The 25,188-nt window shown below is 65.7% G+C and carries 26 protein-coding genes; 10 read left to right on the top strand and 16 right to left on the bottom strand.

Annotated features, from left to right (window positions below; genetic code table 11):
* Window positions 1-8: 8 nt before the first annotated feature.
* The gene (locus OG874_RS01600; RefSeq protein ID WP_330253335.1) at window positions 9-773 is read left to right on the top strand and encodes an SGNH/GDSL hydrolase family protein; all 765 of its coding nucleotides are present in this window, start codon (window positions 9-11) and stop codon (window positions 771-773) included.
* On the opposite strand, the gene OG874_RS01595 is transcribed toward OG874_RS01600, so the two are convergent.
* Window positions 754-1,695 (bottom strand): helix-turn-helix transcriptional regulator, encoded by a 942-nt coding sequence (locus OG874_RS01595; protein WP_330253334.1) that lies wholly within the window; start codon window positions 1,693-1,695, stop codon window positions 754-756. The two genes, OG874_RS01600 and OG874_RS01595, sit on opposite strands and share 20 nt — an antisense overlap.
* A gap of 95 nt (window positions 1,696-1,790) precedes the next feature.
* Here OG874_RS01595 and OG874_RS01590 point away from each other — a divergent pair, with 95 nt between their 5' ends.
* Window positions 1,791-2,198 carry a VOC family protein gene (locus OG874_RS01590; RefSeq protein ID WP_330253333.1) on the top strand — a complete coding sequence of 136 codons (408 nt, stop codon included), beginning with the start codon at window positions 1,791-1,793 and terminating at the stop codon, window positions 2,196-2,198.
* A 99-nt stretch (window positions 2,199-2,297) separates the two neighbouring features.
* Here the strand turns inward: OG874_RS01590 and OG874_RS01585 are convergent, their stop codons facing one another.
* The gene (locus OG874_RS01585) at window positions 2,298-3,092 is read right to left on the bottom strand and encodes an HAD family hydrolase (protein WP_330253332.1); all 795 of its coding nucleotides are present in this window, start codon (window positions 3,090-3,092) and stop codon (window positions 2,298-2,300) included.
* 519 nt (window positions 3,093-3,611) lie between these two features.
* On the opposite strand from OG874_RS01585, the gene OG874_RS01580 reads away from it, so the two are divergent.
* Window positions 3,612-3,773 (top strand): hypothetical protein, encoded by a 162-nt coding sequence (locus OG874_RS01580; RefSeq protein ID WP_330253331.1) that lies wholly within the window; start codon window positions 3,612-3,614, stop codon window positions 3,771-3,773.
* 322 nt (window positions 3,774-4,095) lie between these two features.
* Here OG874_RS01580 and OG874_RS01575 read toward each other — a convergent pair whose 3' ends face one another.
* Window positions 4,096-6,288 carry an Hsp70 family protein gene (locus OG874_RS01575; RefSeq protein WP_330253330.1) on the bottom strand — a complete coding sequence of 731 codons (2,193 nt, stop codon included), beginning with the start codon at window positions 6,286-6,288 and terminating at the stop codon, window positions 4,096-4,098.
* A 564-nt stretch (window positions 6,289-6,852) separates the two neighbouring features.
* Between OG874_RS01575 and OG874_RS01570 the strand changes: the two genes are divergently transcribed.
* The gene (locus tag OG874_RS01570) at window positions 6,853-7,614 is read left to right on the top strand and encodes an SDR family oxidoreductase (protein ID WP_330253329.1); all 762 of its coding nucleotides are present in this window, start codon (window positions 6,853-6,855) and stop codon (window positions 7,612-7,614) included.
* A 218-nt stretch (window positions 7,615-7,832) separates the two neighbouring features.
* Here the strand turns inward: OG874_RS01570 and OG874_RS01565 are convergent, their stop codons facing one another.
* The 9 genes from OG874_RS01565 to OG874_RS01525 form a co-directional block, all read right to left on the bottom strand.
* The gene (locus tag OG874_RS01565) at window positions 7,833-9,452 is read right to left on the bottom strand and encodes an FAD-dependent oxidoreductase (RefSeq protein ID WP_330253328.1); all 1,620 of its coding nucleotides are present in this window, start codon (window positions 9,450-9,452) and stop codon (window positions 7,833-7,835) included.
* A gap of 1 nt (window position 9,453) precedes the next feature.
* Window positions 9,454-10,467, bottom strand: a complete 1,014-nt coding sequence (locus OG874_RS01560; RefSeq protein ID WP_330253327.1) for an AurF N-oxygenase family protein — start codon at window positions 10,465-10,467, stop codon at window positions 9,454-9,456.
* A gap of 115 nt (window positions 10,468-10,582) precedes the next feature.
* Window positions 10,583-11,731, bottom strand: a complete 1,149-nt coding sequence (locus OG874_RS01555; protein ID WP_330253326.1) for an Hsp70 family protein — start codon at window positions 11,729-11,731, stop codon at window positions 10,583-10,585.
* Window positions 11,732-12,213: 482 nt separating this feature from the next.
* On the bottom strand, window positions 12,214-12,936 hold the full coding sequence (locus tag OG874_RS01550) for a hypothetical protein (RefSeq protein WP_330253325.1): 723 nt from the start codon (window positions 12,934-12,936) through the stop codon (window positions 12,214-12,216).
* Between the two features lie 291 nt (window positions 12,937-13,227).
* Window positions 13,228-14,223 carry a sulfate/molybdate ABC transporter ATP-binding protein gene (locus OG874_RS01545; RefSeq protein ID WP_330253324.1) on the bottom strand — a complete coding sequence of 332 codons (996 nt, stop codon included), beginning with the start codon at window positions 14,221-14,223 and terminating at the stop codon, window positions 13,228-13,230.
* The gene (cysW, locus tag OG874_RS01540) at window positions 14,220-15,026 is read right to left on the bottom strand and encodes a sulfate ABC transporter permease subunit CysW (RefSeq protein ID WP_330253323.1); all 807 of its coding nucleotides are present in this window, start codon (window positions 15,024-15,026) and stop codon (window positions 14,220-14,222) included. Before cysW ends, OG874_RS01545 begins: the two co-directional genes overlap by 4 nt.
* The gene (gene cysT, locus OG874_RS01535; protein WP_330257688.1) at window positions 15,023-15,859 is read right to left on the bottom strand and encodes a sulfate ABC transporter permease subunit CysT; all 837 of its coding nucleotides are present in this window, start codon (window positions 15,857-15,859) and stop codon (window positions 15,023-15,025) included. Before cysT ends, cysW begins: the two co-directional genes overlap by 4 nt.
* A 93-nt stretch (window positions 15,860-15,952) precedes the next feature.
* Window positions 15,953-17,011 (bottom strand): sulfate ABC transporter substrate-binding protein, encoded by a 1,059-nt coding sequence (locus tag OG874_RS01530; RefSeq protein ID WP_330253322.1) that lies wholly within the window; start codon window positions 17,009-17,011, stop codon window positions 15,953-15,955.
* 168 nt (window positions 17,012-17,179) lie between these two features.
* Window positions 17,180-17,269, bottom strand: coding sequence for an Ms4533A family Cys-rich leader peptide (locus tag OG874_RS01525; protein WP_309546086.1), 90 nt, complete (start codon window positions 17,267-17,269; stop codon window positions 17,180-17,182).
* Between the two features lie 106 nt (window positions 17,270-17,375).
* On the opposite strand from OG874_RS01525, the gene OG874_RS01520 reads away from it, so the two are divergent.
* Complete coding sequence (locus tag OG874_RS01520; RefSeq protein WP_330253321.1) at window positions 17,376-18,446, top strand: M48 family metallopeptidase; 1,071 nt, start codon at window positions 17,376-17,378, stop codon at window positions 18,444-18,446.
* Between the two features lie 21 nt (window positions 18,447-18,467).
* Here OG874_RS01520 and OG874_RS01515 read toward each other — a convergent pair whose 3' ends face one another.
* A complete protein-coding gene (locus OG874_RS01515) occupies window positions 18,468-19,229 on the bottom strand; it encodes a TetR family transcriptional regulator (RefSeq protein WP_330253320.1) in 762 nt (253 codons plus the stop codon).
* Between the two features lie 94 nt (window positions 19,230-19,323).
* Between OG874_RS01515 and OG874_RS01510 the strand changes: the two genes are divergently transcribed.
* Window positions 19,324-20,529 carry an FAD-dependent monooxygenase gene (locus OG874_RS01510; protein ID WP_330253319.1) on the top strand — a complete coding sequence of 402 codons (1,206 nt, stop codon included), beginning with the start codon at window positions 19,324-19,326 and terminating at the stop codon, window positions 20,527-20,529.
* A 354-nt stretch (window positions 20,530-20,883) separates the two neighbouring features.
* Here OG874_RS01510 and OG874_RS01505 read toward each other — a convergent pair whose 3' ends face one another.
* Window positions 20,884-21,234, bottom strand: a complete 351-nt coding sequence (locus OG874_RS01505) for a hypothetical protein (protein WP_330257710.1) — start codon at window positions 21,232-21,234, stop codon at window positions 20,884-20,886.
* On the opposite strand from OG874_RS01505, the gene OG874_RS01500 reads away from it, so the two are divergent.
* Window positions 21,235-21,465 (top strand): DUF6400 family protein, encoded by a 231-nt coding sequence (locus OG874_RS01500; RefSeq protein ID WP_442943257.1) that lies wholly within the window; start codon window positions 21,235-21,237, stop codon window positions 21,463-21,465.
* Window positions 21,466-21,696: 231 nt separating this feature from the next.
* Here OG874_RS01500 and OG874_RS01495 read toward each other — a convergent pair whose 3' ends face one another.
* The gene (locus OG874_RS01495) at window positions 21,697-22,101 is read right to left on the bottom strand and encodes a hypothetical protein (protein WP_330253318.1); all 405 of its coding nucleotides are present in this window, start codon (window positions 22,099-22,101) and stop codon (window positions 21,697-21,699) included.
* A gap of 433 nt (window positions 22,102-22,534) precedes the next feature.
* Here OG874_RS01495 and OG874_RS01490 point away from each other — a divergent pair, with 433 nt between their 5' ends.
* Window positions 22,535-22,840 (top strand): dihydrofolate reductase family protein, encoded by a 306-nt coding sequence (locus tag OG874_RS01490; RefSeq protein WP_330253317.1) that lies wholly within the window; start codon window positions 22,535-22,537, stop codon window positions 22,838-22,840.
* A gap of 267 nt (window positions 22,841-23,107) precedes the next feature.
* A complete protein-coding gene (locus OG874_RS01485) occupies window positions 23,108-23,635 on the top strand; it encodes a hypothetical protein (RefSeq protein WP_330253316.1) in 528 nt (175 codons plus the stop codon).
* Window positions 23,636-23,779: 144 nt separating this feature from the next.
* On the opposite strand, the gene OG874_RS01480 is transcribed toward OG874_RS01485, so the two are convergent.
* Complete coding sequence (locus OG874_RS01480) at window positions 23,780-24,199, bottom strand: DUF2000 domain-containing protein (RefSeq protein ID WP_330253315.1); 420 nt, start codon at window positions 24,197-24,199, stop codon at window positions 23,780-23,782.
* Window positions 24,200-24,249: 50 nt separating this feature from the next.
* On the opposite strand from OG874_RS01480, the gene OG874_RS01475 reads away from it, so the two are divergent.
* Window positions 24,250-25,161: an AraC family transcriptional regulator gene (locus tag OG874_RS01475; protein ID WP_330253314.1), complete on the top strand. Its 912-nt coding sequence runs from the start codon at window positions 24,250-24,252 to the stop codon at window positions 25,159-25,161.
* Window positions 25,162-25,188: the final 27 nt, after the last annotated feature.

The following is a 25,188-nucleotide window of genomic DNA, read 5'->3' as shown; positions in this document are numbered from 1 at the left end:
TTACCTTGATGCACAACGATATCCGTACCGAAGCCAATGACCCGATGCTGCTGTCGCCCACCGCGGCACGCGATCTGCTCGCCGACGCGCCCTGGCAGCGCTATGCGGTACTCGGGGATTCGATCGCCCAGGGCGTCGGCGACCCGAGTCCCGGCTACGACACCGCCGGGTGGGCCGATCGCGTCGCCACGAGCTTGACGACGGCGAATCCGGCTCTGGCATATCTGAATACCGGTCGGATCGGCGCGACGTCCGCGCAGGTACTCGCCGACCAGCTGCCGCGCGTGCTCGAATTCGAGCCCGATCTGGTGCATCTCAGCTGCGGCGGCAACGATCTGTTCGTCGCGGGCGGCGGTCTAGACGAGCTGCGCGCCAACCTCGACGCGCTGTTCGGCACGCTGGCCCGCAGCGGAGCCCAGGTCAGCACCTTCACCCTCGCCGATGTGTGGGAGGCGGAACGGATGGCGCCGATGCGCCCGATGCGGGAACGGATGTCGGCACTCAACGACATCGTGCGCGAAATGGCCATCCGCTACGACGCGATCCTGGTGGAGCTCTGGGACCATCCGCTGCGACTGCGGCCGGACCTGATGAGCGCCGACCTGATTCATTTCACGATGAGCGGACACGCGGTGCTGGCCAGTGAGATGGTGCGCGCGTTCCACGATCGACTCGCCGTATCTGTCGACGGGTGTAGGCACCGAGCACGGCCAACTCGGCTGCACCGATTGTGGTGCGAGCGCGCAGGCGAAATCACTCGCCGTATCGGTTGACGAGTTCAGCACCGAGCACCGCCAGCTCCGCCTGCACCGATTGCGGTGCGAGCACCTCGATTTCGGCTCCCCAGCCCGCCAATTGCTGCGCGATCATGCGGGGTGTCGGGGCGGTGACGCGGACCTGTACGCGTCCGTCGGCGACCGGACCGTCCACCTCACAATGACGGCCCTGCTGTTTGCGCAGGATCGGAAGAAGTCGCGGCGCGATGAGTGCGGTGGCGGACGTGGCGGCGCGACGTTGTTCGACCTCGCCGACCACCTCCTCCCAAGCCATGGACAGGTCGAAATCCGCTGGGCGGTGGGCGATTTCATCGGTGATCACGGCGTCCACGATGCGATCGACGCGGAAGGTGCGCCGGCCGCGGTCGGTGCCCGCGACGAGATACCAGACAGCGTCCTTGTCGACCAGGCCCCACGGATCGACAACGCGCTCGCTTCGCTCACCCGCCCGCTCGTATTCCATCCGCACCTTGCGGCGTTCGACGACCGCGCGCTGCAGGAGTTCGACGAGCTTCGGCCGCGCCTGGTCGTGTTCACCCCAGCGCGCTGGATCGATCACCACCGCGTCGGCCGCGGCCTCGGCATCGGTGCGGAACGTTTGCGGCAAGGCGCGCACCAACTTTCGCAGCGCCGACTTCAGTTCCGGCACCGCGCTCGCCGACGGCCCGGCCAGCAGGAACAGCGCGCGAGCCTCCGGTTCGGTCAGGCCGCTGAGATCGGTGCGCGCGCCACCGACCAGCGACCAGCCACCACCGCGGCCCGGTTGCGGATAGACCGGGACACCCGCCGCGGAGAGCGCCTCCAGGTCGCGGCGCGCGGTGGCGACCGATACCTCGAGTTCGGCGGCGATCTCGGCGGCCGTCACTCGTCCACGCGTCTGCATCAACAGCAGGGTCGCCACCAATCGGTCCGCTCGCATGATCACAATTCTGCCGAAAAAAGTGCTCATTCGGTGAGCACTTTGAGCGGAATGATGGATCACACAAGCAAGGAACACCCCGACAGGAGACCAAGATGTTGCGAGGAATGGCCACCGTTTCGTTCTATGCCGACGACCTCGAGGCCGCGAAGAGCTGGTACACCGAGGTACTCGGCTTCGAGCCCTACTACACCGTCCCCGGCGGGTACTACGAGTTCCGCATCGGCGACTATCAGCACGAACTCGGCATCATCAACCGCAAGTTCGCACCATCCGGCGCACACAACGCCCCCGGCGGCGCCATCCTGCACTGGCACGTCGACGACCTGCAAGCAAGTTTCGACCGCCTCCTGGCACTGGGGGCCAAAGAGTACGACCCGATCACCCCCCACGGCGACGGCGATTTCATCACCGCATCCGTAGTGGATCCCTTCGGAAACATCCTCGGCATCATGCAAAACCCCCACTACCTCGAGATCCTCACAAAGACAGGATCCGCGTAGCTCCCCGGCAGGTGCCGACACCACAATCCGTCGAGAATGCGCTGGTGCAGTTCGGTGTTTGCCTGCACCAGCGCATGGTGAGTCTCTGACCAGGTTGGGTTAGGGGCCGAACCAGCGTTCCAGGATTTTGGCGACGCCGTCGTCGGCTACGTCGTCGGCGACTTCGTCCGCCCAGTCGCGGACTTCGTTCGGTGCGTTCGCCATCGCTACGGAATGGCCTGCCCAGTGCAGCATTTCGCGGTCGTTGTAGCCGTCGCCGATGGCGAGGGTGGCGGCGCGGGGAATGCAGAGTGCGGCGCGCAGACGCTCCAGTGCCCAACCCTTGGAGACGCCACGGCGCGAAACGGTGAGCCACGGGCCGAATTCGCCGTGCACCCAGCTCGCGCCGGGCACGCGCAGCTGAGCGAGCAGCCGCAGCATCTCCTCCAATGAGCCCTCCGGCCACCACCCGTTCAGCCGCGGAGTCGGCTCACTGCTCAGTGCACCGTCATCGACGAGAACGTATTCACCGATGGAGAATTCGCCCGGGCTGATCCCGGTCGCCCAGGTGCCGACGCCGACCTTCTCCACCGCGAAGATCATCTCCGGAAACAGTGCCCGCAACGCGGCCACCGCGGGCCCCGGATCGAACGCCTGCACCGCGAGCGGCTCCCCCTTCGCCACGTCGATGTGCACTGCGCCGTTGGAGCACAACGCATGTCCCTCGACCAGGCCGAGCTCCTCCAGCACCGGACGCGTCGTCATCAACGTCCGCCCAGTCGTCACGACCACATACGCACCCGCGTCCACCGCCGCACGCACGGCATCGACCACGCGTTCACTGACCGGTGATCCCGGCTGCAGCAGCGTTCCGTCGACATCCAGCGCAATAAGCTGAGGTCCCCCATCTACCACCAACCCATTGTGCATCGCTATGGCACTCGGCGTCATTCAAATTCGACCGGTCCGAATGTGCACATCTTGGCAACGACTCCGCCCACGCACCGTCGCAGAGCTACATACGCCGACCGCCAGACAGTTCGCTACGAAGCCACACGATGATCGCCAACTCTGCGCGCAGCGCACCCACCACCCCGGGGACACTCGCTGCGCGCAAACGACGCCGGACGCGATCAACCGAACCCAGCTACCGGCACCGCGGCAACGGCCAGCGCTCGCCCAGCACCACCACCCGCCACATCGCACGCGGCGATCCGGCAAAAGGATGCGCAGGCGATTCCAGAAGCCAGGCCAGACCGGCCACCGGCACCCAGCGGCGGCCCACGATCGGGTAGCTCGAAACCAGCTGTGCAGCACCCGCGCCGAGCACGGTCTGAGGTATACCGGAGCATGCAGTGGCAGCCCCCGCCCGACACCAGCTGTGCGGTCAGGAATTGCACAGCGCGCTGCTGCTCGCCCCACGATGGAACAGGTGTGGGTGCACGCTTGGCCCGAAACCTGCTGCGCCCTCCGGGATCGCGCGACGCGCTACCGCACGCCACATCGCATGCGGCCGATTACGCGTACGGAACATATGTCGGCGCGACCTCGATCCCTATCATCGGACTGCCCGCGCACTCCGGTGCCAAAGAGTAGTGGTGCGATCCGATGCGGCTGTGTGGAGGCGAAGTGACGCGGCCGCCTGCTGCGCGGCCTTCGGCCGGTTGTGGTCACGGACGGCGGCAATTATCTACGGGCTCCGCCACCGCCAGAGCTGGCACTGCCACTGGATATCGAAGTACCGGACACCCCACCGCGCACCGATACGGGACACGACCGAATCGAAGCTCGACAATCTGAGCTGCCCGCCTTGTCCGGTCGCCCGAAGATGGTTCATGCGATGTGGCTGTGTGGCATGCGAAGTGGCGCGGCCGCCTGCTGTACGACCTTCGGTCGGTTGTGGTCACGGACGCGGTGGTTATCTACGGGCTCCGCCACTGCTGGAGCCGCCCGATCCGCCCGACCCGCCGGAGCCGGAAGCGCCCGAAGAGATGCCGCCGGAGGAGCGGCCGCCGGAGCTGGTACTGCCGCCGGATGTCGACGCGCCGTGGCTGGTTCCGCCGGAGGAGGTGCCCGACGACATGCCGCCGGTCGAACCGCCGGAGGTACCGCCGCTCGGCGAGCCAGCAGACGTACCACCGCTGGTCGTGCCGCCCGAATGGCCACCGCTCGTCGAACCACCGGACGCATCACCACCGGTCGAACCGCCCGACTGGCCACCGCCCGTCGAACCACCGGACGCATCACCACCGGTCGAACCGCCCGACTGGCCACCGCCCGTCGAACCACCGGACGCATCACCACCGGTCGAACCGCCCGACTGGCCACCGCTCGTCGAACCATCGGACCCACCACCGGTCGTGGTGCCGCCCGACGTACCACCACCTCCTGATGTACCACCAGATGTCGTACTGCCACCGGTGGATCCACCCGACGTCGAACCACTCGTATCGCCCGAAGTGGTGCCGCCCGATGTACCCGTCGTCGTACCGCCGGACGTATCGCCTGTCGCGGTACCGCCGGACGAGGTTCCATCGGGGGTGGCGCCACCCGATGGCACAGTCCCACTGGAGGTTTCACCCGAGGGGGCACCTGTGGATGTTCCACCGGAGGTCGGGACTCCGCCGGTGGGCGCGGTGCCGGTACCGGGGATGGTCGGGGTGCCCGTTCCTGCGGCGGGAGTCGAAGCGGGGGGTGCCGGATTAGCCGGGGCCGGAACGGAACCCGGCAGGTTGACGCTCGGGATGGCCGGGGTCATCGGAGCCGCGGGCACCGGCTTGGGGCTCTGGATGAAGGGCAGTGGGTTGAGGAACTGGGCCGGGTTGGCGTAGGTGCCGCCGCCGGATTGTGTTGGCCCACTTCGCGGGACACGGTGGGTGTCTCCATGTGCCTCGCCGATCGAGGGCCCGACCGTCGGCACATGGGCGACCCCGTACTCCGGTTGACGGGAGTAGCCGAAACCCCCGGGTGTGCTCGCCCAGCCGACGACTCGCGATATCGCCGAGCCGGCATCGACGAGCGCGTCGATATCGGGCTCGAACAGCAGATTTTCCATCGGGCCGCCACCGGCGGGGAAGGCTTCCAGTATGTTCGGTAGCTCGGTGACGGTCGGTCCGCCGAATACCGTCACCGCCGATACCGCCACCGCGGATGCCACTGCGGCACTGGAGAATACCGCGACCTTCGGGGCCCGATGCCGACCGCCGGTCGAGACCGGGGCGAAGCTGCGGGCGGCGTAACCGGCCGCGCCGACGGCGACGGTCTGCCCCGGATCGGTCGACATCACGACGGGGCGGCCGAGTTCGGCGATGGTGCGCGCGACCTCGACGGGCCGGGTGGCGCCACCGACCAGCAGGATGCACCCGATATCGGAGAGGTTGCGGCCGGTCGATTCCACGCACTCGCGCACCACATCGAAGGAATCCCGGATGTGCTGGACGCGCAGCCCCCCGATATCGACGATCGAGGTCATCTGCAGCATCGACCCGTTGTCGCCGGGCGCCGCGACCCGCGCGTATCGCGCAATCATCGAACCGAGCGGACGGCCGCCGAAATCGTAGGAGCGCACGGACTTTCCGACGATCGGGTGGTCGTCCCAGTCCGGACCGACCCGCACCATCGATACATCGAGACTGGCCCCGCCGAGGTCGTAGACCAGCAGGAAGCCCGGCTCCAGCGGTCCGCGCTCCTGCTCGAGCCACTCCGCGGCCGCGACCGGTTCGGGCACCAGCAGCACATCCGCGGCCCCGGCCAGATTCAGCGCCTGTCGCAGCAGGGACAGCTGCTTGTCGGAATAGCTTGCGGGATAGGTCGCTACCGCTCCCGCGGTCGGCGGAGACGATTCGAGCAGGCCGTTCACCACCGCGGCCACCAGATTCGCGGGCGACCAGAGCCGACCACCCACGATCACCGACTCCGGATCCCGCCCCAGATCGGCGAAATCCGTTACCGCCATGCTGAATTGGGGAATCCCACCGATCCGGATGCCGCCCGCACTGTCGAATGTCACCGCCGTGCGGCGAGTCCGTACCGACGACCAGGGTCGCTCACCGGTCACCAAAGCGGACACCGAGTTCACTGAACCGATGCTGAAACCCAGACCTGTAGTCATTTGCTATCCCGTCAACGCACCGAGACCACGTCCATCACATAGGAGATCCATGTGGCCGCGGTCGCTTCCCAAACAGCCCCCACAGGTTAGCTGCTATCGGATCGATTGGGATGCCGAATTGATATGAAACGTTTCGCTTCCGTTGACACCGATTCAAACTCCCAGCTAGATCGCTCGGAGAAGTTTAATTCAGACCCCTGGACGCCCGGCGTTTCACAACCGGAGGCCCGATTCCACTGCGGCAAGCCGGATTCCGCTACTCCGCAGTAACTCGAATATCGACCGCGATCGGCCCGAAACAACGGCCCGCGACGGAACCGCACAGAAGCGACAACACACACCGACTGGTCGGTAACCAAATCGTTGCCAGTGCTACGGATTTCATAGTACGGACGTCCCATCCCGAAGAACATGACGCGTCAAATGCAACGACTGATTCCCGCCAGCACCACCACTCCCCGACGGCTTGACTTGGTTCAGCGATGAGGAAGCGCTCGGCCGAACCGAGATCCCGCCCACCTCATCGGGCATGAAATCGCAAGGACGAGAAGGGAAAAGAGAGCGATGGCTACACGTTTCGCGGAGCAGGTCGTGCTGATCACCGGAGCGAGCTCGGGTGTCGGCAAGGCGGCGGCGCGGCGGGCGGCGGCCGAGGGCGCGGCAGAGGTGCTCGGCGCTCGTGGCAAGGAGGCGGGCGAACAGGTCGCGGCCGATATCCGCGCGGCTGGCGGCCTGGCGATCTTCGTGCCGACCGATGTCACCGTCGAGGCGGACGTGGCCAGGCTGACACAGGCTGCGCTCACCGAATACGGGCGGCTGGACGCGGCATTCAACAACGCGGGCGCGGTGAATGCCTTCGGCCCGGTATCACAGATCGACGAGGCGGGCTGGCGCGCCGATCTGGAGCTCAACCTGACCAGCGTGTTCTACGGACTGCGCCACCAGGTTCCGGCCATCATCGCCTCCGGCGGTGGCGCGATCCTCAACAACGCCTCCAACCTCGGCGTGGTCGGCATGGGTTCGGTCGCGCCGTATGTGGCGGCCAAGCACGGCGTCGTCGGCCTGACCCGTGCGGTCGCGCTGGAGGCCGCCGAACAGGGTGTACGGGTCAACGCCCTGGTCTCCGGCGCGGTCGACACCCCGGCGTTCCGCAACTCGATGGGTGCGACACCGGAGGGTGAGGCCGCCATCGCGGCCTTGCATCCGCTCGGCCGAATCAGCAAGCCGGAGGAGATCGCGTCTTTCTGCACATACCTGTTGAGCAATGAGGCCAGCTTCATCACCGGCGCTGCACTCGCGATCGACGGCGGCTTCACCGCAAAGTAAGCGGAGCCCTCGCCCAAGACGATCGACGGACTTCGGCCGCCTACGCCCAACCAAGCCGCCAACCGGCACCCCGGCGCGGCATACGCCCTCATCGCGTCGCCGATCGCCGAGGTGCCGACCGCGTCCTCGGACCGTACCTTGCATTCATCATGTCGGCGGCGGTCGAAATTCGTTACGCATCACCAATACGACAGCGGCGCACCTGCGCCGCGACCGACTCAGGCGCGAGTGAGCAGACGGCGCACGAGACCGGTTCGCACCACGGCTCCGCTCGCGACTACGGCGGGCTGCCGACGACGCACCAGGTGCTCGAAGTCCGTCGCGCCGCTGGCCGGTTCGCGCAATCGTCCGGCGTTGAAATCATCGGCCAGCTGCCGAACCGTCTCCTGCGCACAGGATTTGTTGGTGCCGATGAAGCCGGTCGGGCCACGCTTGATCCACCCGGTGACGTAGGCGCCGGGCAGCACCGCACCGCCGGACTGTTCCAATACACGCCCGTTCAGGTTCGGAATCACCGCAGCCTGCTCATCGAATGGCAAGCCGGGCAACGCGATACCGCGATAACCCACGGAGGTGAGCACCAGCCCGGCGTCCAGCCGCTCGGTCTCCCCCGTCGCCACGGCGCGAACGCGCCCATCCGGATCGGTGACGAGTTCGTTGCGGCTCACCTCGATACCGGTCACCTCATCGGTGCCCAGAATCTCGGTCGGCGCGGCCAGATACCGGAAGACGATCCGCTTGCGCGCCCCGAACGGCCGCTGCGCGACGCTGACCCTTTCGAGCGACCTGCAAGCAGTCGCTACGGTGCACAGCAGCCGCAGTTTCTGCTCGACCTGGTAGGGCATCGACTCGGTGACCTCGGGTAGCTCACCCGCAATGGCGATGTCGACATCGGCACCGAGCAGACCGACGAATTCCGGCACGGTGAAGGCGGATTCGGCCGGACCACGGCGGCCCAGAATAACCACTTCCTCGATCTTGCTCTCCCGCAATGCCTGCAGGGCATGGGGCGCAATATCGGTGCCCGCCAAAGACTCCGGATCACTGGCCAGAATGCGCGCCACATCGAGCGCCACATTGCCATTGCCGACGATGACGGCCCGTCGCTGCGACAGATCGAAGGTGCGCCCCGCATGAGCGGGATGCCCGTTGTACCAGGCGACGAAGTCGGTGGCGGATACGTTGCCCGCCAACCCCTCTCCCGGAATGCCGAGCTTGCGATCCGAGGACGCGCCGACCGCGTAGATCACCGCATGGAAATGCGCGAGCAGTTCGGCATGCGAAATATGCTTGCCCACTTCGACATTCAGGTACGACCCGAAACCCGGCTGCGCCGAGATGATGTCGAAGAGGTTGTTGACCTGCCTGGTCGCGGTATGGTCGGGCGCGACGCCGTACCTGGCCAGTCCGTGGGGTACCGGCAGTCGGTCGAAGACCGTCACAGTGACGTCGGGCTGGGTCAGCAGTTCATCGGCCGCGTACATGGCCGAGGGACCCGATCCGACGATCGCCACCCGCAGCGGCTGGCGTTCGATGCGAATCTCGGCCGCGGGCACCGGCTTCGCGAGCAGCGGGCGCGGGCGCGCCTGCCGGTAGAAGTCGGCATTGATCTCGATGAAGGGCTTCTGCTCATCGGTCAGCTTCTTCGATGACGTAATGGCGTCCACCGGGCAGGCACTGGCGCAGGCGCCGCAGTCCACGCACGCCTGCGGGTCCACATACAGCATCTCCGCCGTCAGAAAGTCCGGTTCGTCGGGCGTCGGATGGATGCAGTTGACCGGGCAGGCGTACACGCAGGACGCGTCGCTGCAACAGGATTGCGTGACGACGTAGGGCACGTCAGCCGGCCTTGGCCGCGCGCAACGGCTCCGAACGGTAGCGGGTGGTGTGGCCGTCGATCTTCAGCACCTTCCAGACACCCTTGGCGATCGGGTTCATCAGACCGATGTCCTTGGCCAGCGTCCGCACATCACCGAAGAAATCGCTGAACTCCTGCTTGGCCTGCTTCGAGCCGTAGAACAGTTCCTTGCGCACCTGGGTCGGGATGTCGAACTCCTTGAAGAACGACCGGGGCGGGGTGTAGATCGAGCGACCGAGGATGAACATGACGATCGGCATGACGATCGAGAGCACCAGCTTGTTGACCGGATTCGCATCCGGCACATGCTGCTTCAGGAATTCGTGCGCGAAGGAGATGTGCCGCGCCTCCTCGGCGACGTGGATGGCCATGACGCCGCGCATGATCGGGTGCACTTCCTCGCCCGAACGCAGGATCGTCTTCTGGATGTGGTCGATGGGCTCCTCACCCGCGAGCACCGCCATGAAGAACAGATTCGGGAACAGCGCGGCCACCGGCGCGCCGATGTACTTGAACTTGCGCACCAGCGGGCCCATACCGGGGACGTCGATCCCGATCCGGTTGACCATCTCCTGGAACATCAGGGTGTGGTTGTGCTCCTCGATCATCTCGTGGGAGCAGTAGCGGAATTCGGGTGAGCCGTTCGGCAGGCCGAAGCTGTGCGTCACCATGCCGCTGATCAGGATGGATTCGAACTGCAGACCGACCTTGGCGACATTGGCCTGGCGGTACTTGCCGATGGCGATCTTGCGGTCCTCGGGCAGCGCCTGATACCAGGGATGGCGACCGAGCGCATCGCCGGAGACCGGAAGGATCCAGCGCTCTTCACCGGCGTCGGCGGCGTAGTCCGGGTTGTCCCAGTCGATGTCCTCGAAGGGGTCGAAGTGCTTGTTCACCGAACCCTCGGAGAGCAGCAGCAGCTTCGCGGCGTACTCCTGCGCCTTCGCCAGGTCGGGATCGACTGCGGGCGTCACGGCAGTAGACATCGTCGTCATCGCCTCTCCTCGTGGGATATTTACTGTATCCCATAGTTACACCTACGAGGAGTAACGTCAACCCGCACATGATCGGCATTCCCGGCGACGGTGCGGTGCGCCGCCGGATTCGCCGTTACCGCAGCCCGAGCTGCGACAACCCCGCGACCACGGTATCGGCGGGCAGCGCGAGCACGAGCGCGGCCGACATCCCCGTCGCGATCGCCACCCGGGTCAGCCTGCGCCGGGTGCGCCGGGAAAGTAAAAGGGCGCGCGTCGACGCTCTGCGATGCGCACGTTGCTGTCTGCGCCGATGGTGATGCCCGGCCGCATCCTCGGCCACGGCGGCCGCGTGGCGCGCCATGATGGCAGCGCCATCGGCGATCGTGCGCTCCGGATCCGGGGCCATGATCACCGGGCGCGCCAGTTCACCGGCCAGCACCTGGGATACCTCGACCGGCCGCGCCGCGCCGCCGACGACCAGCACGCAATCCACATCGGCCATGGTCACATCGGCCATCCGCAGACAGCGGTAGACCAACTTCAGCGACGACCGGACGTGGATGGTGCGCAATTCGTCGGCGGTGGTTCCGGTCACCGCACCGGAGATGGAGGCCGGAACGGTCCCGTTCCCGGCCCGCGCGGCGACCAGCGCGCCGAAGGCACGCCCGCCGAACTCCGATGAACGGATCGGCACGCCGACAATCGGATTGCGCGGACATCCCGCGCCGACCCGAACCAGGGTGATGTCGAGGCTGGCGCCACCTAGGTCGTAGACCAGGGCTAGGCCCGGCATCAGCGGCCCACGTTCGACCTCGAGCCAGGTCGCCGCCGCGACGGGTTCGGCGACCAGTGCGACCTGACGCAGGCCGATCGCATCCAGCGCGGCGCGCAACTCCCCCACCTGCCCCTCGTTGTAACCCGCCGGATGCGTCAAGGCGACCCCGGCATCGACCGCCCGGCGATCACGACGCGCCTCGGTGATCAGGCATTCCGCGACGACGGCGATCAGATCGGCCGCGGTCAGCGCCCGGTGCCCGATCCGGGCCTGCTTGATCTTGCGTTGGCTCAGATCGGCGAATTCGGTGATGGCGCGACCATGCCGCGGAATCATGCCGACCCTGGCCATTCCGGTGCTGTCGAAGGTGAGGGTGGTGCGGCGGGTAATGGCGGGCGAACGCTCTGCGGCGGAGCGGCGCCCCGGCGGAGCCTTGGCCGAACCCTCCTCCACCAGAGCGGAAACCGTGTTCACCATGCCGATGCTCAAACCGAGACCAACCGCCATCGCAATCCTCTGATCGCCGAGCCGATTTGCTTCGAACCTTGTCAGGCAACCACTCCGCGACCCGCCTGCCAACCACCTGACATACGGTTGTCCGCATGCCGCCGGTACTGACACAGGTTGCATAGCACGAGCATCTACACCCGCTCACCTGCTACGCGACCGCTCGCGCCGCGATCTCGACCCGATCCTCTTACGGCGCGCCGGAATTCAACGATGCCCGCCAACTGTTTGCTATCCAACACCGCTCCCACTACCGATACACATTTCTACATGCGAAGACGATCTCCAACAACCTCAGAATTAGAGGTTGCCAAATAGCCGCAATCTGCATCACCACCCATGGCGTTGATACCGACCAGTCCGCATGCACGACGCGCGTGACCATACGGCACCACACTCACACGAGTTCCGCTTTCCCGCACCGGAATTCGCGAACGATCCCGGTGCGGGAAAGCAAAACCGCTGCCGCCGTTAGCGATCGATCAGCAACATCCCAGCACCGCCTGGGCACTCACCGCGGCCGTCGGGTGCCGCACCGGCCCCTGCTCGGACCCGAACAATGTCAGCACCATCTGCGCGGCCTGCTCCTGCCACCGCGCGTACGCGGTCGGGAAGCCCGAGCGCTGCGCGGCCTGGGCCGCCTGCCACAGCGGTATCGCCTGATAGTCCGGTGCGTGGACCAGCAAGGCGTCCAGGAATCGCTCGGTGGCATAGCGCAGATCGGTGATCTGCTCCGGCGCACCCCAGCCCGCGGACGGACGCTGCTGGAACACCCCGAGCGAGTCGTGATCGACCGCCTCGGTGAGGTTGCGCAGCAGCGATTCCTGCAGTGCGGTGGCCAGCGAGACCACCGCCGCATAGGCGGGCAGGCCACGACGCTGGACCACCACCTCGACGATCGTTCGCGCGTTCTCCCACTGTTCCGGATTCGGCGTGAAATGCAGTTGATCACCCTCGATGCCGTGTGGCCGCAACTGCGCCGGAGTGAGGCGGACCGCGGAGTTCGGGATCGGCTTCCCCACCGATTCCGAACTCCAGGTGGTCACTTCGGGCGAGTCCAAGGGGATCTCGGTGATTACCGGGCCATCCGGTGCGCGTACTGAGGGCGTTCCAGGTGGGGGTGCGGCCGTGGCCGGACCGGATTGGATTATCACCGCGACGCCGGCAACGGCCAGCGCCAGAAATAACTGTCTTCGAATTGACATGGCGATCGATCAACTCCCCGCCGCCGGCACCCGACCTGCGTTGCGGGCCTTGACCCATGGCCAGCAGGTCGAGCAGGCTGCGATCGGGCGGTCGGATACCGAATATCCGGGCCGCGTTCGACGACCATTGCGAATGCTCACATCGGATTACGTTCCGATAACTCACCGGAACCCACTAGCGCATGTTTCGCATTCAGCACAATATGAGAAGTTGAAACGAGAGTTCGGTTTCGACACGCCATGAATGGGTGCGGATTTCGCGCACCCAACAAAGCGGAATCGAATTCGCCCTTATCCCGCGGGCAGTTCCGGAATGCGCGTGGCCCGCGCGTACACGGTCTCACCGTCGTTGAGCTGCAGCGCTTCGGCGTCACCTCGGGTCACCTGGGCGGCGAACAGATCTCCGGTGGCGGCATTGCGCAGTTCGACGCGCACCTCGAAGCCCAGGTGCACAACGCGTTCGACGGTGGCGCGGGTCACGCCCGCCGATTCCGCGGTGCCCTCGTCCTTGGCCAACGCCATGCTGGCATCGCGTCCGACGCGAATATCGTGCGGGCGCACCAGGTGTCCGTTGAGCCGGGCCACCGCACCCAGGAAGGACATCACGAATTCGTTGGCGGGACGGTCGTAGACATCCTCGGGGCTGCCGACCTGCTCGATGCGGCCCTTGTTCATCACCGCGATCCGGTCGGCGACGTCGAGCGCCTCCTCTTGGTCGTGGGTGACCAGCACGGTGGTCACGTGCACCTCCTCGTGCAGGCGGCGCAACCAGGTCCGCAGATCGGCGCGCACCTTGGCGTCGAGCGCACCGAAGGGCTCGTCGAGCAGCAGCACCTGCGGGTCGACGGCGAGCGCACGAGCCAGTGCCATGCGCTGGCGCTGGCCGCCGGAGAGCTGGGCGGGGTACCGGTGCTGGAAGCCGTCGAGGCCGACAATGCCGAGCAGTTCATCGACCCGCTTGGCGATCTCGCCCTTGGGGCGCTTGCGGATCTTCAGCCCGAAGGCCACGTTGTCGCGCACGGTCATGTGCTTGAACGCGGCGTAGTGCTGGAAGACGAAGCCGATATCGCGCTTCTGCGGCGGCACGTGGGTGACATCGCTGCCCGCGATGGCGACGATGCCGGAGTCCAGCGACTCCAGACCCGCGATCGAGCGCAGCAGCGTCGACTTGCCCGAGCCCGAGGGGCCGAGCAGCGCGGTCAGCGCCCCGGTCGGGATCTCGATGCTGACATCGTTCAGGGCGGCGAAGGAACCGTAGTTCTTCTTCGCATTGGTCACGGTGATCACTTGGTGTCCCGCTTACGTTCGAGGAGGGTCATCAACAGAAGAACTACGAGGGCCAGGCCCATCAGCAGGGTCGCGGCGGCATAGGCGCCGAAGGTGTTGTGGTCGTTGATGTATCGACCGTGTACGAGCAGGGTCAGCGTCTGCGACTTGCCCGGCAGCGCCGAGGAGACCATGATCACCGCGCCGAATTCGCCGAGCGCACGCGCGACGGTGAGCACGATGCCGTAGGTGAGGCCCCAGCGGATGGCGGGCAGTGTGATCCGCCAGAACGTCTGCATGCAGGACGCGCCGAGAGTGGCCGCGGCCTGCTCCTGATCATCGCCGATCTCGTGCAGCACCGGTTCGACCTCGCGCACCACGAACGGCAGCGTGACGAAGATGGTGGCGATCACCATGCCCGGCAGATTGAAGATCACCTTGAAGCCGAGGTCTTCCAGGCCGCCGAACCAGCCGTCCGCGCCCCACAGCAGGATCAGCGCGACGCCGACCACGACCGGTGAGACCGCGAACGGCAGATCCACGATGCCCTGCACCAGCGTGCGGCCCGGGAACTTGCCGCGCACCAGCGCGATCGCGGTGACGATGCCGAAGATGACATTCACCGGCACCACGATCGCCACGATGAGCAGCGAGAGTTGGAACGCCGAGATGGCCGCGGGCGTGGTGATGGAGTCGATGAACGCGCCGATACCCTTTTCGAAGGTGCGCCACAGGATGATCACCAGCGGCAGCACCAGCAGCACCAGCAGATAGGCCAGTGCGACAGTGCGCAGCGAAATGCGGGTAGCCCAGGACAGATTCATCGCGCCTCCTGCTCCTTGCGCGCCGTGCGCTCGGCCCACAGCCGCAGCACCAGCAGGGTCGCGAACGAAATGGCCAGCAGTGCAACCGAAACCGCGGCCGCGTTCACCGGCCGGTCGATCTCGATCTGTTTCTGGATGTACTGGGAGGCCATTTCCGTCTTACGCGGAATGGCGCCGCCGATCAGTACCACCGAACCGTATTCGCCGATGGCGCGGGCGAAGGCGAGACCGCCGCCGCTGATGATCGCGGGTGCCAGGGTGGGCAGCACGATCCGACGGAAGGTGGTCCAGTTGTCCGCGCCGAGCGAGAGCGCGGCCTGCTCCACCTCGCGGTCGGCCTCGATGAGCACCGGCTGCACCGAGCGCACCACGAACGGGAGCGTCACGAACGCCAACGCCACCACCAGACCGGGCTGCGTCGCGTTGAGGTGGATGTCGATCGGACTCTGCGGCCCGTACAGCGACAGCAGCACGATGCTGGCCACGATGGTCGGCAGCGCGAAGGGCAGGTCGATGAGCGCGTTGACGATGCTCTTGCCGGGGAACTCGTCGCGCACGAGCACCCAGGCGATGAGCGTGCCCATCAGCACGTTGATCACCGCGACCACCACCGACACCAGAACGGTGATGCGTAGCGAGTCGATCGCGGCGGGCGCGGTGATCGCATCCCAGAATCCGGACCAGCCGTCGTCGAACGACGTGACGGTCAACGCGGCCAGCGGCAGCAGCACAATGATGCTGAGCCACAGCACCGCGGTGGCGATGCCGAGCGGACCGACCGAACCGGTCACCCGCAACCACGACCAGACGCGGCGCGGGGGTTTACCCGCTATTTCGGAGCCGCCGGGATCGGGCGCGAGCTCGATCCCGGCGGTGCTGCTGTCAGTCACAATCGTCCAATATCCCGTGTGTTTCAGCTCACCGAACTACTTGGTGGCCTTGTCGTAGATCACCGCGACCGAACCGGTGTTCGCTGTGAACAGGTCCTTGTCCACAGCCTTCCAGCCACCGAGGTCGGCGATGGTCCACAGCTTCTGCGGCGTCGGGAAGTCCTTGGCGTAGTCGGCGGCCACCTTCGGGTCCACCGGACGGAAACCGGCCGAGGCCCAAGCCTTCTGGCCCGCCGGGGTGAACAGGAAGTCGCGGAAGGCCGTGGCCTTGTCCAGCTGCTTGCTGTTCTTCAGCACCGCGACCGGGTTCTCGATCTTGAAGGTGGTCGGCGGGATGACGTGCTCGATCGGGTCACCGTTGCGCTCGGAGAAGATCGCCTCGTTCTCATAGCTCAGCAGCACGTCACCGGTGCCCTGCAGGAAGGTCTCGGTGGCCTCGCGACCCGACTTCGGCTGCACCTGCACATGTTCCTTGGAGATGAGCTGGCTCAGGTAGTCCAGACCCGCCTGCGGGTTCTTGCCGCCGTCGCTCTTGGCCGCGTAGGGCGCGAGCAGGTTCCACTTGGCCGAACCGGAGCTGAACGGATTCGGGGTGACCACCTGGACGCCCGGCTTGAGCAGGTCGTCCCAATCCTTGATGCCCTTCGGGTTGCCCTTGCGGACCACGATCGCGACGACCGAACCGAACGGAATGCCCTTGGTGGCGTCTGCATTCCAGCTCGGATCCACCAGACCGGCGTCGACGAGGCGGGTGATGTCGGGCTCGACCGAGAAGTTGACGATATCGGCCTCGGCGCCGTCCTTGACCTTGCGGGACTGATCGCCCGATGCGCCGTAGGAGCCGTTGATCTGGACGTTCTTACCCTTGTCGGTCTTGTTGAATTCGGGGACGACCTTGTCGAAGCCCGGCTTCGGGACCGCGTAGGCGTAGAGGTTGAGGGTGCCGCCGCTGCCGTCGGCTCCACCACCGCCCGCGGTATCGCTCGCTCCACCACCGCATGCGGTGAGCACCACCGCGGCGAGCGCGGTTAGCGCGGCGGCCACTGGGCGACGGTGCGATCGGGACGATCCGAGGAGCAAGGATCTGCGTGACATGGGTGGAACCTTTCCTGAATCCCGCCGCTAATGGGTGTGGTTGCGGCGGAAGAACTGAAGCGGCGCGACTACAGACCGCGAGGGGTCAGCGGAGTTCGGACACTTCTGCGAACAAAGGTGCGCGCGCCAGTCTAAGGAAAATGACTACGCAGAGGTGCCCGGCGCGGATCAGCGACAGAGAATATCGGCGACCGCGAGGTTGCCGACAGCGATCAACGCCAATTCATGGCGGACCTGCGGGACGGCACTCGAAGACACGGGCAGACTGTAGCAGAGGGCACGCCACCAGTTCGAGTCAACGCTAGCTATCCGCTTGCAGGCGGCTAAAACAAACAAAGTTCCTGGAAGAGGGGGATTTCATCCCATGACTACCAGCCCGGATCGCGTTCGCACCCGGTTCCCCGAAATCAGCACCCGCGCGTGGGAGCACCCCGCCGACCGGACCGCTCTGGTGACGTTGCGCTCGCTCGCCGGTTTCGACACCGTCCTGCGCACCATGTCGGGGTTGCTGCAGGAACGCCAGCACCGGCTGCTCTATCTGGCGACCGCGGTCCGAGTGGACGAGCGGCAGTTCCGTTCGCTGCATCAGCTGCGCCAGGACTGTGTGGACATCCTGGACGCGCACACCACGCCCGAGATGTTCGTGCTGCAGAACCCGCAGGTGAATGCCTTCACCATCGGCATGGACCAGCCGTTCATCGTGCTGACCACCGGTTTGATCGATCTGATGGATACCGAGGAGCTGCGTTTCATCGTCGGCCACGAACTCGGGCACGCGCTGTCCGGACACGCGGTGTACCGCACCATGCTCATGCATCTGCTGCGCATCTCGGCCAATCTGGGCTGGATGCCGGTGGGTGGCTGGGCCTTACGCGCGATCGTCGCCGCGCTAATGGAGTGGAGCCGCAAGTCCGAACTCTCCGGCGACCGCGCCGGACTGCTGTGCGGCCAGGATGTCGACGCGTCGGTCCGGGTGCATATGAAGACCGCGGGCGGCACCTGGATCAAGGAGATGAACCACGGCGCGTTCCTGCAGCAGGCCGATGACTACGAGCGCTCCGGCGATCTGCGCGACGGCGTGCTCAAACTGCTCAATCTGGAGTTGCAGAGCCATCCGTTCTCGGTACTGCGGGCCGCGGAGCTGCGCCGCTGGATCCAATCCGGCGAGTACAACCGCATGCTCGGCGGCGACTACCCGCGCCGCCACCAGGACAAGAACATCAGGATCAGCGAGGAGATCAAGGAAGCTGCCCGCACCTACCGGCAGAACTTCGACCAGTCCGAAGACCCGCTGGTCCGCACCGTACGCAATCTCGGGCGTGATGTCGGGTCCGCGGTGAGCACGGTCGGTCACGAGGTCGGCGAGTCTGTTTCCAAGATCGGCAAGCGCCTCAACGACTGGCGCACCGGCGCGGACCGGGAGTCCAACGAGTAAGCCGAGCGTCTCAATAATGTCTCATAATATGATGGTCGAGTCGTCACTCGGCGTGAGCTTCCGATACACGGTGGCGCGGGATACGCCCAGTTCGGCGGCGATCTCATCGATGGTGTAGTCGCCGGAATCGCGCATCCGCCTGGCGGATTCCACCATTGCCTCCGTCATCGCGCCCGGACGACCGCGGGCCCGCGAGCGCGCGGATACACCAGTTGATCCATCGATGCGTGGCGTGGTGTTCCGGGGCACCTTCGAACCCAGAAGTCGTTGCGCCCCATCGAGTATCGCCGCTCGCAGTTGGGGCGCGGGCTGATCGGCGAAGACGACCACCGGATCGCTGAGTGCCGCGTAGACCTGCGCGGCGCGCACCCGTGCGGTGAAATCGGCGTCGGGGCCCGCGATCAGGTCCTGTGCCGTCAGCGCGATATCGCGCAGCCGCGCGAAGGTCGTGCTGTCCGCCGATAACGCCTGGTCCTGCATCTGCATCCGGAGCAGCTGCCCATGCGAGAGCCACACCTCCACCAAGCCCTCGACCACCGACCAGCGCCGCGCATGCTGGGTCGGCGCGCTCATGGCCGCCTCGAGTACCGCCTCGCTTTCGACCAGCGCTGGCTCGACCAGCGCGACGACAATATCGCTCTTACTCGGGAAGTGGTAGAGCACAGCGGTTTTCGTCAGACCGACCTGTTCGGCGAGTTCACGAACGGAAACCGAGTGATACCCGCGCTCGGCGAACAGGGCGAGTGCGGTTCGCAGAATTCGGGCGCGCGAGTCATCGGTCACGGTGTCGAATCCTACCCCTTGACTGACCAATGGTCAGTGACCTATCGTTTCGACTGACCGATGGTCAGTATTTCTGAGACAATGGAGCGTTATCGTGAAGAACGAGCGGATTCTGATTTCCGGAGCGAGCATCGCCGGGCAGACACTGGCGTACTGGCTGGTGCGGCACGGCTTTCGGCCGACCGTCGTAGAGCGGGCACCCGGGTTGCGGACCGGCGGCCAGGGTGTGGACGTCCGCGATCAGTCCATCGAGGTGGCCGAGCGGATGGGCATCATGGCGCGGGTCCGGGTGGCGGCGGCCGACGTGACGGGTCTGCAGTTCGTGAATGCGGCGGGTGACAGTATCGCCCGCATCGATGTGGCGGGCATCAAGGACAAGCTCGAGAGCGCCGAGGTGGAGATCATGCGTGGCGACCTCGTCCAGATCCTGCACGAAATCAACTCCGGCACGGTCGAATACGTCTTCGACGACTCCATCGTCGGCCTCGACCAGGACGCGGACGGCATCACCGTTACCTTCGAGCACGGTCCCGCCCGACGATTCGACCTGGTGATCGGTGCCGACGGACTGCACTCGAACGTGCGCCGGCTGGCCTTCGGCCCGGAGCACGAATTCGTGCACCATATGGACCACTACTTCGCCTTCGGCAATGCCGACGCCGCGCTGGGCCCCGACCGGTGGGTCACGATGTTCAACACACCGGGCCGCATGGCCGGAATCTACCGCTCGGGCACCAACCCCCAGGCCAAGGCCTATTTCATATTCCGCAGCCCACGCCTGGACCTGGACCACCGCGACCCGGAAACCGCACGGCGCAAGCTCGTCGAAACCTTCGCGGACGAGAAGCGCTGGCACGTACCGGCTCTGCTCGATGACATACTCACCGATCCGGACATCTACTTCGACTCCCTCGCCCAGGTCCACATGAATTCGTGGTCGACCGGCCGGGTCGCGCTGGTCGGCGACGCCGCCTATTGCGCATCCCCCGCCTCGGGAGCCGGTGCCGAACTCTCACTGATCGGCGCATACCGACTGGCCGGCGAACTCGCCACCGCCAACGGCGCGCACCACCTCGCTTTCCATCGCTACGAGCAGACCCACCGTCCTTTGGTCGACCGCAAACAGAAGATCGGCCCCAACCTGCGACTGATGGCCCCGAAGTCGCGATTCGGCATAGCAATTCGCAACACGATCACCCGCCTACCGCTCCTGGAATCCATGGCCGGCATGGAGCGAATCATGGCCCCCAAGACCACCGCCCCACTCCCCAACTACCAGCCGACTGCCGCGAACGTATGAGTGGATCGACGCCGGATAGGTGTCGCTTTTCTCGCCGGTCGGAGGTCAGATTTCCAGAGCCTGTGCAAACTGTCATGAGGGGGCATGCCCTCGCGGTCCGTCCGGATCGATGGATTCGGCTTCGATATCGCGAACGCTGGTCGGCTGGATCGTGATGGCATCGGCTTTGTCCAGCTCTATGCCAGAGTCCGAAATCCAGCCGTCCACAACCCGTCTCAGCGCTCCGTCCGCGCCCTGAAATATCGGCGCACTGTCGGTTCGGACCAAGGTCGAGCTTGTCTTGGGTATCTGCGTTGAAGGCAGCGAGAAGCGCGCACACAGACCGGGATCGGGATAACGCGCGGTAATAGCCGATTATCGCGGCTCGTCGCCGGCCGCTGATGTCGTACGGCCCAGTTCGGGTTCGATCGATGCGGGGGTGTTCGCGTCGGGGTGGCCGGAAACAGCGCCCAGGCGCCAGCGACGGCCATTGGCGAGTTCCGCTCTGTTAGCGGCGTGGCGATATAGCGTCGCCGTGCCCGATTTCAGCGGTGGACGTGTCATGGCGATTATGTGGACGCGTTTACTCCGTGGTCCAGTCCGCGCACCGGCATCAAATGTGACGAAGTCCAACCGTGGAACGTGATGCAGGTCATTGCCCGAGAAGGCGTGGTTGGGCATCGTCATCAATTCGTTTTTGGAAAGAGCCTGGTTGGAGATGCCCAAATGGCCGACCACAATTTTGCTTACGACCTCACGCTGGACGAGGCACGACGGCGCAGCGCCGTCGTCGCGGCGCTCGGCGACGACTGGGATCCGGTCGCGGTGCTCGCCGAGGAAGATCTGGCCTACAACATGCTGTACTCGAATCTCGACGATGAGCAGCAGCGGATCTACGAGGAACTCGTCCGGGCCGGCATCCTGCCGGATCGGGCGACGCGCTATATCGCCGACTGATCTCACCGCCGAGCACGAACAATGACTGGTGTTCGGCGTGTTGCCTCCGGCGAGTCGTGACCTAGCTGCTCCGGCTCTCGGCTGAGTTTCGTGGGCAGTGGATGTGCAGTAGTGCCGCCTATCGTGCGTTTCCCAACGGCCACGCGGCCGCGCCCTGAGGTTCGACGGTCGGCGGCCCAGTCGCGGGGGCCGGACAGGACCCCGCGACCAGCTGCGCCGACCCCGTACCCGTCAGGCGGCGTCGAGAGCCGCGGTGATCTTGCGCGCCATCGCAGCCACGACGGGACCGGGCTCACCCTTACGGGGCCCGGCGGCAGCTTCGACAGCGACCAGCACGGTGCCGCGGAAGTTGTCGGCCTCACCCGGATGTTGCTCGCCGAGCAGGCTCATCGCCGCGGTCAGGCTCGGCAGCACCTGGTCGGCGAGCTCAGCGACGGACTTGCCCGGCAAGTGGATGTCTTTGGACTTGGCAGCGAGCACATGCCCGACCAGCCCCGTCGCCGAGGTCAAGGCGACGCAGCCGTGCGTGATCCCCTTGTGCGGCGCACCGGCGGCAGCCATCAACGACACCGCACCATAGGCGGCGGTACGCAGGGTGCTCTTGTCCTGGTCGGTCAACGTGATAGTGATGGACATCTCGTGTACTCCTCGAAATCGGTTGTGGCACCAGGCTGCAACCGTGTCGGTGCCGGTCGTTTTGTTCGATGAACACACTCTCGCCGCGCCGACTGACACCGACCTGACACACACCTGACACCCCCACTGACACCACGATCGGCCATCAACACACCAGCCAACCCGCCGACGACCACACAGCCCGAGACCGCTGCGGCTCAGCACATCCTGATATTGCCGCCTACGTCGCGGTCAGCTGTACGAGATGAGCTGTGGCACAGGACATCCGCTCATAGCCGATGTGCGGATGTCGCCGTAGCAGACCCGCCACATCGCCGCGTACCTGTGCGGACGCAGCTTGTATCAGGACATGCTGGTGTGGGAGACCGCCGAGCAGACCATGTCCGGGGAGGCAGAGCTGGAGTTCGCCCGGATCTGACGGCCTATCCCGAAGGTGGTGTTCTCCCGCACGTTGAATTCGGTGGCAGGCAACGCGCGCCTGGCCACCGACGACCTCGCCACCGAGGTCGGTCGGCTGCGCCGCCAGCCGGGTGAGGGCGTGGTGTCCCTCGGCGGGGCGGGCCTGGCCGCCATCGCCGAGGACCTGATCGACGAATACCGCCAGTTCGTCAACCCGATCATCCTCGGCAACGGCACCCCGTACTTTCCGCCACTCGCCCAACCCCTCGACCTGCGGCTGACCGAGTCCCGAATCTTGAGCTCCCGCGTCGTCTACCTCCGCTACCAGCGCATGCGTTGAGTTGGTTATGCCAGGGCGCCTCGGAGAGACCGCAACCCTAAAAGCGCGACGCGCTCACTCCCCAGCGGGAGTGTGGCGTCACGGTGAAGCGAGCTGTGCCGTGGGCGGGAACCTGGCCGGACCGAAGTGATGACGAGGGTTGGTCTCCCGGAGAAATTGCGGAAATCGACGTTGCGACAGAGGGATTGCCCCGAATTCTGCGGAATCTGATGGTCGCTCAGGGGGCACCTGACATCATCGAGATGCCGACAGAGGAAGGGTGCTGACATGGGGGTATTGGCGCGGGGGACGAGCGTCCTCGCTTGTGTTCTGGCGATCGTTGCGACGGCTCTGGTGTGGCCGGCAACCGCGGCGGCGTCGGGGACACCGCGTGCGCAGTTTTGGGATGAGGTGAACTTTCAAGGTCACAAGCTGGACAAGGATGTCAGTTTCGACGTTCCAGGGGGACAGCAACAGCAGGTCCCGGACCTGAGCAAGGAAGGACTGAGTTGCTGGTTCTGCGACGGCAACTGGGACAACCGCATCGTGTCGCTGAGCACGACCGGCGGGGGGCAAGATCCCGTCAACCTCGTTGCCTTCAACTTGACGAACTACGACGAAAAAGGGGGTTGGTGTTTGTTGGTCCGCAAGGGCGTCCAGATTCGCGATCTGACTAGGCCGATACCCGTCCGCGGCGGTCCGGGCAACGTTAGCGAGTGGGTTTTCGACCGGACGATGTCTTCGTTCGTTGTCTTGACCAAGGAAACAGACGTTCCCCCACAGTGCTTCATATACAACGGCCCTGATTTCTTCTGAGGTCGCCCACTCCTCCTGAGAGACTGCTGCGCACGCGCTTGCGGACGTCACCGCACCGCTAGGCCGGGCTCGTATCGGTCGCGCCAGCCATGCCAGCGCGAGCGGGCGCTTCGGCCGCTGCCCGGTCGGGCCACGGCGTTCGGTTCACGGATGCATTCGTGCACCTTTGAGTGTCTTGTCCACGATGTTGCGCGGTCCGTACACGGCGATGCCGACGAGGTCCAGGGCGTCGGTGCCGACCGCCCGCACCGCGGCCCGGTTGTCCCGGTCGTTTCCGGTGGTGAACAGATCGGAGGTGAACACCGCCGTCCGTAGCCCCCGTGTCAGTGCCTTGCCGTGCGCGCTGCGCAGCACCTCCTTGCTGCCCTCGAAGACGAGCACCGGCTGCCGGAACATCGGTAGGTAGATCGTTGCGTCGGCGTCCTCGTACGATTCCCCGATCACCTCCGGCTGTGCCGTGCCCAGACCACTGACCAGAAATGCCGTCACATTCAGCCGCTGCCAGGTCTGTAGGTCCGCGCGCAGCAGTACCGCGAGCTTGGTATCGAATCGCACGTTCTCCATGCCGATGACTCTCTCGCCATCCGGCCCGCTAAAGCTTGTACGATCCTGGCATGGTTGCCGGCGGCGCAGTCGAGCAGGTCAGGGCCTGGCAGCCGCGGGTGCCGGGTATCGTCGAAGTCTTTCATGCCCGTTTCATCGAGCACGTCTACCCGATGCACGCCCACAATTTCTGGACGCTGCTGATCGTTGACGATGGGGCGGTCCGCTACGACCTCGACCGTCACGAACACGGGGTCCTCGGCTCGGTGGTCTCGCTGCTTCCGCCACATGTTCCGCACAACGGCCAGGCCGCGACCGCGCACGGGTTCCGCAAGCGTGTTCTGTACCTCGACGATGCCCATCTCTGCGAGGCGATGATCGGTTGCGCCGTCGACACTCCCACCTTCACCGACCCACTGCTGCACCGCCGCATCCGCCAGCTGCACGCGACACTCACCCACCTCGGCGAGGAACTGGAGGCCGCCAGTCGCCTCGCTCTCATCCACGACCGACTCCGCGACCTGCTGCACGGCACCGATCCGCCGCCTCGGCGCGCCGATCCGGGGTTGGCTCACCGCCTGCGAGAACTGCTCGATTCCCGTACCCCCGAAGGCATTTCCCTCACCGAGGCCGCAGCCGTATTGCACGCCGATCCCACCCACCTCATTCGCGCGTTCAGCCGCGAGTTCGGGATGCCACCACACCAGTATCTGATCTCCCGTCGGGTTGATCTTGCCCGCCCGCTACTGCTGGGCGGCGTGCCTGCGCGAGACGTGGCCGCCGCCACTGGTTTTCATGACCAGCCGCACCTGATCCGACACTTCAAACGCATACTGGGCACGACACCCGGGCAGTATGCACGCAGCGCTGACGGCCCCCACACCCGGACGAACCTGCCGCACCAGCAACACGCCGGGCATTCCGTCGAACATCCGCACCTGCCGCGGAGCACGCGGTCAGCGGATGAGATCCACTGCGGCTGATGGCATCCGCACATACCGATTTCAGGA

The sequence above is a fragment of the Nocardia sp. NBC_00565 genome (assembly GCF_036345915.1).
GTDB lineage: Bacteria > Actinomycetota > Actinomycetes > Mycobacteriales > Mycobacteriaceae > Nocardia.
The sequence above is the reverse complement of the archived record's forward strand: the minus strand, read 5'-3'. Positions and strand labels throughout refer to the sequence as shown.